The sequence below is a fragment of the Lacisediminihabitans sp. FW035 genome, assembly GCF_054880895.1.
In genome coordinates, this window is sequence record NZ_CM142187.1 from 3,094,133 (window position 1) to 3,106,714 (window position 12,582).

The 12,582-nt window shown below is 61.7% G+C and carries 7 protein-coding genes and 3 rRNA genes; 1 reads left to right on the forward strand and 9 read right to left on the reverse strand.

What is annotated here, in order from left to right; all coding sequences use genetic code 11:
- Positions 1-19 precede the first annotated feature (19 nt).
- On the forward strand, positions 20-775 hold the full coding sequence (locus tag ACVXZ4_RS14810) for an MBL fold metallo-hydrolase (RefSeq protein ID WP_461795582.1): 756 nt from the start codon (positions 20-22) through the stop codon (positions 773-775).
- Here the strand turns inward: ACVXZ4_RS14810 and recN are convergent.
- From recN to ACVXZ4_RS14855, 9 genes are all read right to left on the reverse strand, one after another.
- On the reverse strand, positions 772-2,490 hold the full coding sequence (gene recN / locus ACVXZ4_RS14815) for a DNA repair protein RecN (RefSeq protein ID WP_461795583.1): 1,719 nt from the start codon (positions 2,488-2,490) through the stop codon (positions 772-774). The genes ACVXZ4_RS14810 and recN overlap by 4 nt on opposite strands.
- Positions 2,487-3,389 carry an NAD kinase gene (locus tag ACVXZ4_RS14820; protein WP_461797997.1) on the reverse strand — a complete coding sequence of 301 codons (903 nt, stop codon included), beginning with the start codon at positions 3,387-3,389 and terminating at the stop codon, positions 2,487-2,489. The genes recN and ACVXZ4_RS14820 overlap by 4 nt, the downstream gene beginning before the upstream one ends.
- Positions 3,390-3,455: 66 nt before the next feature.
- On the reverse strand, positions 3,456-4,265 hold the full coding sequence (locus ACVXZ4_RS14825; RefSeq protein WP_461795584.1) for a TlyA family RNA methyltransferase: 810 nt from the start codon (positions 4,263-4,265) through the stop codon (positions 3,456-3,458).
- Positions 4,258-4,491 carry a hypothetical protein gene (locus ACVXZ4_RS14830; protein ID WP_461795585.1) on the reverse strand — a complete coding sequence of 78 codons (234 nt, stop codon included), beginning with the start codon at positions 4,489-4,491 and terminating at the stop codon, positions 4,258-4,260. Before ACVXZ4_RS14830 ends, ACVXZ4_RS14825 begins: the two co-directional genes overlap by 8 nt.
- Before the next feature lie 15 nt (positions 4,492-4,506).
- On the reverse strand, positions 4,507-5,547 hold the full coding sequence (locus ACVXZ4_RS14835; RefSeq protein WP_461795586.1) for an HAD-IIA family hydrolase: 1,041 nt from the start codon (positions 5,545-5,547) through the stop codon (positions 4,507-4,509).
- Entirely contained in the window at positions 5,507-6,595 is a 1,089-nt protein-coding gene (locus ACVXZ4_RS14840; RefSeq protein WP_461795587.1) for a tetratricopeptide repeat protein, read from the reverse strand. Before ACVXZ4_RS14840 ends, ACVXZ4_RS14835 begins: the two co-directional genes overlap by 41 nt.
- Before the next feature lie 134 nt (positions 6,596-6,729).
- Positions 6,730-6,846: ribosomal RNA gene (gene rrf, locus ACVXZ4_RS14845) — 5S ribosomal RNA — on the reverse strand.
- Positions 6,847-6,999: 153 nt separating this feature from the next.
- Positions 7,000-10,120 (reverse strand): 23S ribosomal RNA (locus ACVXZ4_RS14850).
- Between the two features lie 540 nt (positions 10,121-10,660).
- Positions 10,661-12,179: ribosomal RNA gene (locus tag ACVXZ4_RS14855) — 16S ribosomal RNA — on the reverse strand.
- The 16S, 23S and 5S rRNA genes sit together here, the layout of an rRNA operon.
- Between the last annotated feature and the right edge of the window lie 403 nt (positions 12,180-12,582).

Below are 12,582 nucleotides of genomic sequence, written 5' to 3' on the forward strand. Positions count from 1 at the left end.
TCAAGCGTAGGCTCGCTCTGTGCCCAAGACAGCAATCACGTTCATCGGCGGTCCCACCGCCCTTCTCGAGTATGCCGGCCTGCGGATCGTCACCGATCCCACCTTCGACGCCCCCCAGGTCTATGAGGATCCGGAGGAGACGACCCTGGTGAAGACCACTGGTCCGGCGATCGCTCGCGAAGATCTCGGGACGGTGGACCTCGTCCTGCTCTCGCATCACGGACACAAGGACAACCTCGACTGGGAGGGCCTCGAGCTCATCGCTCAGGGCATCCCGACGCTGAGCACGCGCCAGGCTGCCGGCGACCTGTTCGGTGGAAGCGTGATCGGACTCGACAACTGGGAGAGCCACGACTTCGGTGCAGTGACCATCACTGCCATGCCCGCACTGCACGGACCTCCCGGATCAGAACCGGATGTCGGCCCGGTCATCGGATTCATCCTCGAGTCCGAGGGCGAACCGACCATTTACGTGAGCGGCGACAACGCCTCGCTTCCGCTCGTGCAGCAGATCGCCGACCGCTTCGCGCCCGTCGACATCGCCATCCTCTTCGCCGGGGCGGCCAGGGTAGATGAGATCGACGCCGACCTTACCCTCAACTCGACCGATGCCGCGAGGGCAGCGGCGGCGCTCGGCGCGCGACTGGTCGTCGGCCTGCACACCGAGGACTGGACCCACTTCAGCCACACACGAGAACAGCTCGAGGCGGCCTTCGAGGGCACCGGAGTCCTCGCGAACACCCCGCGCGGCGTTCGGGTCGAACTCGAGGTCTAGCGCGAGGTCTCAGGCGATTCGGCGTCGAGGCTGCGTGCCGTCTCGATGAGCTCGCGCGCGTGCTGGAGGCCGGTCTCGGAGCCGCTGAGGCCGGAGAGCAACCGGGCCATCTCCTCGATCCGTTCCTCGCCCTTAAGCTGCTGCACGCTCGATGCGGTCACCGCACCATCGCTGTCCTTGACGACGCGAAGGTGGTTGGTGGAGAAGGCGGCGACTTGGGCGAGATGGGTCACGACGATCACCTGGGCGCTCCGCGAGAGCCGCGCAAGGCGACGGCCGATCTCGATCGCCGATGCGCCGCCGACACCGGCATCCACCTCGTCGAAGATGAAGGTCGGCACGGGATCGTTGCCGGCGATCACGACCTCGATCGCGAGCATCACCCGGGAGAGCTCTCCCCCGGATGCGCCGCGAGCGAGCGAGCGAGGCTCCGCCCCCGGGTGCGGGGCGAGCAGGATCGCGACGGCATCCCGACCACTGAGCCCGAAGTCCTGCCGATCGGTCACCTCGACGGTCAGCCGGGCGTTCGGCATCGCAAGGGCCGCGAGCTCCTCACTCACCCGCTCCCCCAGTTGGCGTCCGAATTCGCTGCGCACGCGGCTCAGCTCGTCGGCGAGCTCGACGACGGCGGCACGGTCGGCCTCCACCTCCCGGCGAAGCCTGTCGATACGGTCGGAGTCCTGGTCCAGTTCGAGAAGGCGCGCGCTTCCGCGGTCGAGGTAGGCGATCGCCTCATCGAGCGTCGGACCGTATTTGCGGCTGATCTCGCCGAGTTCCGAACGCCGGTCCTGCACGACCTCGAGCTCGCGGGCGCTGTCGGCGTCCAGATCGCCGAGGTAGCTCGAGAGCTGGGAGGAGACATCCGCGACGAGGTAGCTCGCGCTGGCAAGCGCCTCGACGATCGGCGAGAGCGTCGCGTCGTGGCCGGCGACCCGCTCGAGCTGGCGACGGGCCGAATCCAACAGCCCGAGCGCATCCCGCGGGTCTATCAGATCCTCGGATGAAACGAGCTCATGGGCCTCGGATGCCGCGAGCCGCAGGTCCTCGAGGTTGGTCAGTCGATCTGCCCGCTCGGCGAGCTCGATGTCCTCACCGGGCTGGGGTGCGACCGCCTCGATCTCCGTCATCGCCAGGCGCAGCTCGGCGGCCTCGTTCTCCCGGGCATCCTGTTCCGCCACGATCACATCGAGTTCACCCTGGTTCGCCTGCCAGCGCCGATAGGTCGCCTGGTAGTCGTCGAGAACAGTCGACAGCGCCGGTCCGGCGAAGCGGTCGAGCGCCTCGCGCTGAGCAGTGGCCGACCGCAGCCGCACCTGGTCGGACTGGCCGTGCACCACCACAAGCTGCTCGCCGAGTTCGGCGAGCACGCCCACCGGTGTCGTGCGGCCGCCGACTGTGGCACGACTGCGTCCCTCCGGCGAGACCGACCGTGCGAGGATCAACTCGCCGTCGTCGAGGTCTCCCCCAGCGTCACGGACACGCTCGGCGACGGCACCATCCGAATCGACGAGCCAGCGCCCCTCGACCACGGCCGCACCGCTGCCCTGGCGCAGCACCGAGCTGTCGGAGCGATCGCCGAGCAACAGTCCGAGCGCGGTGACCACCATCGTCTTGCCGGCACCGGTCTCGCCCGTTATCGCGGTGAACCCGGGACCGAGAGGGAGCCTCGCCTCACCGATCACCCCGAGGTCGCGGATGAAGATCTCTTCGATCACGCGCTGGTACCTTCCCCGGGGCCGCGCCAGCCACTGGTCGGAAGGTGGAACTTGTTGACCAGCCGGTCGGTGAACGGCCCGCGATGCAATCGCGCGAGGCGCACCGGTACCGGCGAGCGACGAACGATCACCCTCGCCCCGGGTGGCAGGTCGTGGGTGCGGCGGCCGTCGCACCACAGCACCCCGGTGCCCTGCGTGCGCGCGAGCACCTCGACGGCGAACACCGACTCGCGACCCACCACGAGCGGCCGCGCGAACAGCGCGTGGGGGCTGAGGGGCACGAGCAGCATCGCTTCGAGCTCGGGCCAGACGATCGGTCCCCCCGCGGAGAACGAGTACGCGGTGGATCCCGTCGGCGTCGACATCACCACTCCATCGCAGCCGAACGACGACAGCGGTCGGCCGTCGACCTCGATGACCACCTCGAGCATCCGCTCCCGGCTGGCCTTCTCGACCGTGGCCTCGTTGAGGGCCCAGGTCTCGTAGATGACCTCTGCGTCGACCTTCACCCGCACGGCGAGGGTCATCCGCTCCTCGACCTCGTAGTCCCGGTCGAGGGCGCGCCGCACCGTATCGGTGAGGTTGTCGCGCTCACTCTCGGCGAGGAAGCCGACGTGGCCGAGGTTCACCCCGAGGAGGGGTGCCGCGCATCCTCTCGTCAACTCTGCAGCGCGAAGGATCGTGCCGTCTCCGCCAAGCACGATCGCCAGTTCGACGTCGGCGACGGTGACGGTCTCGCCGAGCACCGCCATCGCTCCGAGTTCGGGGGCGTTCGCCAGCACGTCATCATGCTCGTCGGCCTTCATCACCGGAGTCACGCCGGCAGCGAGCAACTGGCGCGAGACGGTCACCGCGGCATCGAGCGAGTCCTGCCGTCCGGTGTGGGCGACCACGAGCATGAAGCGTTCGGACACTGTCTCTCCTTGCGCTTGTTCGGGATGTCCAGGTTTCGGGGCGTCGAGTCTTCAGGTGGCCGACGGTCGGGAGAGGGCGAGAACCCGCTCTCTCCATTCTGTCGGATTGCTGCCCGAGAGCGTGCTGAACCAGACCAGATACTCTTGGTTTCCCGCCGCACCGAGGATTGGTGAGGAGATGAGACCTGCCGTCGGGAGCCCCAGGTCCCAGGCCGCCCAGAGCACGTCGCTGATCGCGTCCGCGCGCAACCCGGGATCGTGCACGATCCCCTCTTTCACGCCCGTCCGGCCCACTTCGAACTGCGGCTTGATGAGCAAGATGTAGTCGGCCGCCGTTCCGACGGTGGCCACCAGGGCGGGCAACACCGTGGTCAGGGAGATGAACGAGAGGTCAGCGACGACGATGTCGGCCCGAACGGCATGGCCGGCAGCGGCATCCAGCGTCGGAACGGTGAGTTCCCGGGCGTTGAAGCCCTCGATCACCGTGACGGCAGGGTTGTTGCCGATGAACGGATCGAGCTGGCCGTGCCCGACATCGAGGGCCACGACCGACACGGCACCCCGCTCAAGCAGCACCTGGGTGAAACCGCCGGTCGAGGCCCCGACGTCGAGCGCGATGCGCCCGGTGACCGTCACCCCGAACGCATCGAGGGCGGCGAGGAGTTTGTGCGCCGCGCGGCTGACGTAGTGGTCGATGGCCGTGAGCGCCAGTACCTGGTCGTCACCGACCCGGGCGGAAGGCTTGATCACGGTTCGACCGTCTACGGTGACAGATCCGTCGGTGATCAGTCGCGCCGCGTGCGTGCGGGAACGGGCGATTCCCCGCTCGGCCAAAGCGGCATCCAGTCGCGCCTCAGCCATGGGTGTTCGACGAGTCGAGTCCGCCTTCTCGAACAGCGTCTCGAACACCGTCACGGCCGTCGCGGATCGACCCCTCGAGGGTGGCCTGCAACCGGTCGTGGATCTGCACGAACGCCGCCGCCCGGGATTCGAGCGGCTGGTCCTCGATCACGCGGAGGCGAGGCAGGAGCGCACTAGCGTCATCCCCGGAGGCGACGGGAGTCTCGGCGTTCAAGTCAGCGGCCATAGTCCAACGCTACCCTCACGTGTACAGCTCGGGCGCGACTTCGAGGCCGTAGATCGGCAGCCCGGATCCCCAGATGAGCGACGTCGCGGCGCGAAGCAGGTCGATCGGCCGGTCTCCGGCGCGCTCGACGGTCACGACAGTCTTTGCGAGCCGCACGGCCGATGTGCCGACTGTGACCACCGTGTCGCCGCTCCGAGGATCCGTTGTCTGCACCGCCTCCGGGTAGGGCTCGGCCAACTCGCGCAGGTCGCCGAGGAGGTAGGTGGGGCGGGATTTCGCAGGGGCGGCGAGGGCCTGCTTGCGCCGGTCGATACCGGTGAGCACGAGCGCCGAGTGCATACCGGCCCGGTTCGCGCCGAGGATATCGGTATCCAACCGGTCCCCGATGAAGAGCGGCTTCACCCCACCGAACCGACGCACCGCCTCTTCGAAGATCGCCACCTCGGGCTTGCCCGCGACGACCGGCAGGCGTCCTACCGCGTTGTGTACGGCGCCGACGAGGGTGCCGTTGCCGGGCGCGACTCCACGGGCGACCGGGATCGTCCAGTCGGTGTTCGTCGCCACCCAGGGGCGGTCGCTGTCGTCGTTCAGCGCGAAGGATGCCTCGGCGAGGTCTTTCCAGCCGACATCGGGAGAAAACCCCTGGATGACCGCAGCGGGACTGTCGAGCGCGGAGCGCGTCACGACGAACCCCGCGGCCTCGACAACGCTCGTGAGGCCGTCCCCGCCGACGACGAGAACAGTTGCCCCGGCCGGCACCAGCTCCGCGAGCAGCCGCACCGCCGCCTGAGGGGAGGTGACGACGTCGTCCTCGACCGCGGAGAGGCCGAGGCTCGCCAGATGGCCCGCGACGGATGCTGCGGTACGGGAGGCGTTGTTGGTCAGGTACCCGATGCGCCGGGTCTCGCCGGCGGCGTTGAGGCTCTCGACGGCGTAATCGATCGCCGAGTCGCCCGTGTACACAACGCCATCGAGGTCGGCGAGCACCAGGTCCACTCCGTCGAGCGGTGTGCGCTCAGTCAACGAGCGGCTCTTCTTCCGCGGGAACAGCGCCATCCTCGGTTACCTCATCGCTCTGAGCGTCGTCGGCGCCCGTGTGGTTCTGATCTGTGTCTTCTTCGTCTGTGTCTTGTTCGACTGCGTCTTCTTCGTCGGCGTCTTCTTCGACGATCTCGATCACGTCGTCTTCCGGCTCGCGGGCACCGGTGTCGATTGCGTCGGTCGCCCGATCGGAACGCTCCCACCAGACCTCCGCCTCGTCTGTGCGGCCGAGGTCCTCGAGCACGGCGGCGTAGGCGTCGAACAGGGCCGGACTCCACGAGAACGCGGTGTTCGGGTCGAGCTGCGGGATCTGCAGCTCGTCGAGGGCGGCATCCGTCTGTCCCAGGTCGAGGCGCGCGCCCGACATGGCTATGGCCAGCATCACCTGCACGTCCACCGACAGGGACGATCGGGGCACGGAGCGCCCAAGCTCGAGCGCGCGATCCGGGCGTCCGAGCCCGCGCTCGCTGTCCACCATCAGCGGCAGCTGGTCGTCCCGGCCGGAGATGCGCCGGTAGGTCCTGAGCTCTCGCAATGCGAGAGCGAAGTCTCCGATCGAATAGGCCGTGATGGCGAGGGTCTCCCGTACGACGGCGATGCGGCCGGCGCGACGAGCGGCGGATACCGCATGGGCGTGCGCGAGGGTCGGGTCGGTGTCGATTAGGCGGGCGACCATCGCCAGGTGCTGGGCCACCCCATCCGCGTTCTCCTTGCTCAGCGTTTTCAGCTGGGCACGGGCGACACGGTCGAGGTCCTTCGGCTGCACGTCGTCGGGGATCAGCGGATCATCATGCCGCGAACGCACGGACTTGGTGCCGAAGGGGTCGCGGTCCTCGATCTCCTGTGCGGAGCGGCCCTGGTAGCCCGCGCCCGGGCGACGCTCCCGGGGGTTCTTCGAAAGATCGGCGTCGGGCCTGCCGCGCTGCGGGCGGTCGCCCTGTGAGCCCGTTGGGCGGGGTGGTCGACCACCGACGGGAGCTCCCCGCTGCGGGCGTCCGGCGTCCGGACGCGAGCCGGCGGGCCGTTCGCCCGGGCGCTTGGAGCGATCTCCGAATTCGGACACGAATTACCCCTGGATCTGTAGTCACTGGTGAAGTTATGGGTACAGCACGCGCTCGTTAAAGCACGCGCTCGTTAAAGCAAAATAGCCACCCAACCGCGTCTATTAAACGCGGTGGGTGGCTATCTTACAAAGAAGTCCGGCGGTGTCCTACTCTCCCACAAGGTCCCCCTTGCAGTACCATCGGCGCAGAGAGTCTTAGCTTCCGGGTTCGGAATGTGACCGGGCGTTTCCCTCTCGCTATGGCCGCCGAAACACTATGGATATAGGTTTCGAATTAGCCAGCTGCCTTGCTCAGTAGCAAGCACAGCGTGCTGATTCCCGACCGTACATCGGGAACCACTCAGTGGACGCAGAGCATCTCATTCCCACCGGTACCCTCACGGGCCCAGGATGGGAAGAAAAGTGTTATCAAGTTATCGGCTTATTAGTACGGGTCAGCTCCATGGGTCTTTAGTCCCCACTTCCACATCCCGCCTATCAACGCAGTAGTCTAGCTGCGAGCCTCTCGACCTAAGTCATGGAAATCTCATCTTGAAGCTGGCTTCCCGCTTAGATGCTTTCAGCGGTTATCCATTCCGAACGTAGCTAATCAGCGGTGCTCCTGGCGGAACAACTGACACACCAGAGGTTCGTCCATCCCGGTCCTCTCGTACTAGGGATAGATCTTCTCAAATTTCCTGCGCGCGCAGAGGATAGGGACCGAACTGTCTCACGACGTTCTAAACCCAGCTCGCGTACCGCTTTAATGGGCGAACAGCCCAACCCTTGGGACCTACTCCAGCCCCAGGATGCGACGAGCCGACATCGAGGTGCCAAACCATGCCGTCGATATGGACTCTTGGGCAAGATCAGCCTGTTATCCCCGAGGTACCTTTTATCCGTTGAGCGACAGCGCTTCCACAAGCCACTGCCGGATCACTAGTCCCGACTTTCGTCCCTGCTCGACTTGTCAGTCTTACAGTCAAGCTCCCTTGTGCACTTACACTCGACATCTGATTGCCAACCAGATTGAGGGAACCTTTGGGCGCCTCCGTTACTTTTTAGGAGGCAACCGCCCCAGTTAAACTACCCACCAGGCACTGTCCCAGAACCGGATTACGGTTCGTAGTTAGATATCCAAAGTGACCAGAGTGGTATTTCAACAATGACTCCACCTGAACTAGCGTCCAAGCTTCAAAGTCTCCCACCTATCCTACACAAGCCACTCCGAACACCAATACCAAGCTGTAGTAAAGGTCACGGGGTCTTTCCGTCCTTCTGCGCGTAACGAGCATCTTTACTCGTAGTGCAATTTCGCCGAGTTCGCGGTTGAGACAGCTGGGAAGTCGTTACGCCATTCGTGCAGGTCGGAACTTACCCGACAAGGAATTTCGCTACCTTAGGATGGTTATAGTTACCACCGCCGTTTACTGGGGCTTAAATTCTCAGCTTCGCCTTGCGGCTAACCGTTCCTCTTAACCTTCCAGCACCGGGCAGGCGTCAGTCCGTATACATCGTCTTGCGACTTGGCACGGACCTGTGTTTTTAGTAAACAGTCGCTTCCCACTGGTCTCTGCGGCCGTATGGTGCTCCAGGAGCAAGTCCTTTCACACCGCGGGCCCCCCTTCTCCCGAAGTTACGGGGGCATTTTGCCGAGTTCCTTAACCACGATTCTCTCGATCTCCTTGGTATTCTCTACCTGAACACCTGAGTCGGTTTGGGGTACGGGTGACTTGAACCTCGCGTCGATGCTTTTCTTGGCAGCATAGGATCACTGATTTCGTCCGTGAGGACTACCCATCGGGTCTCAGGCTATGTGAACGACGGATTTGCCTATCGTTCGCCCTACATCCTTAGACCGGGACAACCATCGCCCGGCTCAGCTACCTTCCTGCGTCACACCTGTTAATACGCTAAACGCACCAGCATAGGGTCGCACGCTAGGCCCCACGCTTCACCCCGAAGGGATCCATCTAGGGGATTCAGATGCTTAGCATTACTGGATTATCTTGGGCGGTTCTTCGTCAGTACGGGAATATCAACCCGTTGTCCATCGACTACGCCTGTCGGCCTCGCCTTAGGTCCCGACTTACCCAGGGCGGATTAGCCTGGCCCTGGAACCCTTGTTCTTTCGGAGGACGGGTTTCTCACCCGTCTTTCGCTACTCATGCCTGCATTCTCACTCGTGTGGCGTCCACGGCTGGTTTACACCGCCGCTTCACTCGCCACACGACGCTCTCCTACCACTCCGTACGCCTGGACCCACAAGTGGGCCGGGCTACTATACGAAATCTACAACTTCGGTGGTGTGCTTGAGCCCCGTTACATTGTCGGCGCGGAATCACTTGACCAGTGAGCTATTACGCACTCTTTCAAGGGTGGCTGCTTCTAAGCCAACCTCCTGGTTGTCTATGCAACTCCACATCCTTTCCCACTTAGCACACGCTTTGGGACCTTAGTTGGTAGTCTGGGTTGTTTCCCTCTCGACGATGAAGCTTATCCCCCACCGTCTCACTGCTGCGCTCTCACTTACCGGCATTCGGAGTTTGGCTAACGTCAGTAACCTTTTGGGGCCCATCAGCTATCCAGTAGCTCTACCTCCGGCAAGAAACACGCAACGCTGCACCTAAATGCATTTCGGAGAGAACCAGCTATCACGAAGTTTGATTGGCCTTTCACCCCTATCCACAGCTCATCCCCTCCATTTTCAACTGAAGTGGGTTCGGTCCTCCACGACGTCTTACCGTCGCTTCAACCTGGCCATGGATAGATCACTTCGCTTCGGGTCTAGACCCAGCGACTATTTCGCCCTATTCAGACTCGCTTTCGCTACGGCTACCCCACTCGGGTTAACCTCGCCACTGAGCACTAACTCGCAGGCTCATTCTTCAAAAGGCACGCTGTCACCCCTACTAAGGAGGCTCCAACGGTTTGTATGCAAACGGTTTCAGGTACTATTTCACTCCCCTCCCGGGGTACTTTTCACCTTTCCCTCACGGTACTTGTCCGCTATCGGTCTTCTGGGAGTATTTAGGCTTATCAGGTGGTCCTGACAGATTCACACGGGATTTCTCGGGCCCCGTGATACTTGGGATACTTCTTCAGCCATTGCGACATTTCGACTACGGGGTTGGCACCCTCTGTGACTGGCCTTTCAATGCCATTCGTCTATATCGCGTTGTAACTGTTGCAGTACGGCAGTAACTGCTAAAAAGTCCCGCAACCCCGACCATGCAACGCCTGCCGGCTATCACACATGATCGGTTTGGCCTCTTCCGGTTTCGCTCGCCACTACTTACGGAATCGCTTTTGCTTTCTCTTCCTGTGGGTACTGAGATGTTTCACTTCCCCACGTTCCCTCTATCCGCCCTATATATTCAGGCGGAAGTCACCAGGTCGTATTGCTACGCCTGGCGGGGTTTCCCCATTCGGAGATCCTCGGATCAAAGCTCTATTATCAGCTCCCCGAGGCTTATCGCAGATTTATACGTCCTTCTTCGGCTCCAGAAGCCAAGGCATTCACCGTTTGCACTTAGAAACTTGATGACAAAATTACACAAAGAACCAGCAAATGCGTTGAATTAACAACGCTTGCTAGATCTTTATTGAAGAGATCAACCCGTCAAGGCGGAAGACGACCGAAGTCGCCAACCATTTTGACGGGCAGTCTCTAAGATGCTCGCGTCCACTGTGTAGTTCTCAAAGTACGGGCGGTACTTCGTCTTACCTGTGCTTGCCGTGTCATCAGTAATGATGGGCCGGTAGTTCGCCAGGGATCGAAGTCCAAGACCGTGGTGACTCGCGTCCGAAGACGAAGTCACCAGTGGGTCCAGAGGTCGGTATCCGGCCACCCCGAAGGGAAGGCCGGCCCGGTCCCTCAGGACCCAACAGCGTGCAGAAGACCAGGGTGTGGGATCCGAAGTTTTCCTAACCGCTGTAAACAGCGGTTGTACTGGCTTGACGGATCTTCGTCCTGGTCACAATGTCAATGTTCCACCCATGAGCGCCACCGGAGAACGTATGCCTCCGAAATGGCTTGGCTGCTTTGTTCGCCTGTATACAGAGCGAGCAGCACGTGCTCCTTAGAAAGGAGGTGATCCAGCCGCACCTTCCGGTACGGCTACCTTGTTACGACTTAGTCCTAATTACCGATCCCACCTTCGACAGCTCCTTCCTTGCGGTTAGGCCACTGGCTTCGGGTGTTACCGACTTTCATGACTTGACGGGCGGTGTGTACAAGGCCCGGGAACGTATTCACCGCAGCGTTGCTGATCTGCGATTACTAGCGACTCCGACTTCATGGGGTCGAGTTGCAGACCCCAATCCGAACTGAGACCGGCTTTTTGGGATTCGCTCCACCTTGCGGTATTGCAGCCCTTTGTACCGGCCATTGTAGCATGCGTGAAGCCCAAGACATAAGGGGCATGATGATTTGACGTCATCCCCACCTTCCTCCGAGTTGACCCCGGCAGTCTCCTATGAGTTCCCACCATTACGTGCTGGCAACATAGAACGAGGGTTGCGCTCGTTGCGGGACTTAACCCAACATCTCACGACACGAGCTGACGACAACCATGCACCACCTGTATACCGACCTTGCGGGGCGACTGTTTCCAGCCGTTTCCGGTATATGTCAAGCCTTGGTAAGGTTCTTCGCGTTGCATCGAATTAATCCGCATGCTCCGCCGCTTGTGCGGGCCCCCGTCAATTCCTTTGAGTTTTAGCCTTGCGGCCGTACTCCCCAGGCGGGGAACTTAATGCGTTAGCTGCGACACAGAATCCGTGGAATGGACCCTACATCTAGTTCCCAACGTTTACGGCATGGACTACCAGGGTATCTAATCCTGTTCGCTCCCCATGCTTTCGCTCCTCAGCGTCAGTTACGGCCCAGAGATCTGCCTTCGCCATCGGTGTTCCTCCTGATATCTGCGCATTCCACCGCTACACCAGGAATTCCAATCTCCCCTACCGCACTCTAGTCTGCCCGTACCCACTGCAGGCTGGGGGTTGAGCCCCCAGTTTTCACAGCAGACGCGACAAACCGCCTACGAGCTCTTTACGCCCAATAATTCCGGATAACGCTTGCACCCTACGTATTACCGCGGCTGCTGGCACGTAGTTAGCCGGTGCTTTTTCTGCAGGTACCGTCACTTTCGCTTCTTCCCTACTAAAAGAGGTTTACAACCCGAAGGCCGTCGTCCCTCACGCGGCGTTGCTGCATCAGGCTTGCGCCCATTGTGCAATATTCCCCACTGCTGCCTCCCGTAGGAGTCTGGGCCGTGTCTCAGTCCCAGTGTGGCCGGTCACCCTCTCAGGCCGGCTACCCGTCGTCGCCTTGGTGGGCCATTACCTCACCAACTAGCTGATAGGCCGCGAGTCCATCCTTGACCGAAATTCTTTCCAACTCCTAGCCATGCGGCTGAAGTTCGTATCCGGTATTAGACACCGTTTCCAGTGCTTATCCCAGAGTCAAGGGCAGGTTACTCACGTGTTACTCACCCGTTCGCCACTAATCCAGGGAGCAAGCTCCCTTTCATCGTTCGACTTGCATGTGTTAAGCACGCCGCCAGCGTTCATCCTGAGCCAGGATCAAACTCTCCGTAAATGTTTGATTGCACGAACGACCGAAGTCGAACGGCACATCTAGTGCAACCAGCCACCGGAATGGGCGGACAGGTTGCAAGTTTGAAACTGACAAGAACAAACCAAACCGAATAAATCCGGACTGACTTGCTTTGTTGTTTTATATCTTTTCCAAAGGAATCCGATGCGGTTCGACGGTTAGAAACCGGCTACACCGCATACGGGTTTTTGGCATTTGACATTGTGCACGCTGTTGAGTTCTCAAGGATCGGATGCTCCTGGTTTTCACCTTGCGGCTTCTACCCAGGGCCATACCTTTTCGCGGCCTGGACGCGCCTGAAAGGCACTGTCTGGCTGCTGTAAAGCTTGTGTTTGTCACCCTCGCTCTCGCGCCGGGCAACTTGTCTAACTTACCACCTTCGCGC

Coding starts and splice junctions, on each gene's coding strand:
- ACVXZ4_RS14820 (WP_461797997.1), bottom strand. CDS start 3,389: ATGCTCGTGGTCGCCCACACCGGACGGCAGGACTCGCTCGATGCCGCG.
- ACVXZ4_RS14825 (WP_461795584.1), bottom strand. CDS start 4,265: ATGGCTGAGGCGCGACTGGATGCCGCTTTGGCCGAGCGGGGAATCGCC.
- ACVXZ4_RS14830 (WP_461795585.1), bottom strand. CDS start 4,491: ATGGCCGCTGACTTGAACGCCGAGACTCCCGTCGCCTCCGGGGATGAC.
- ACVXZ4_RS14835 (WP_461795586.1), bottom strand. CDS start 5,547: ATGGCGCTGTTCCCGCGGAAGAAGAGCCGCTCGTTGACTGAGCGCACA.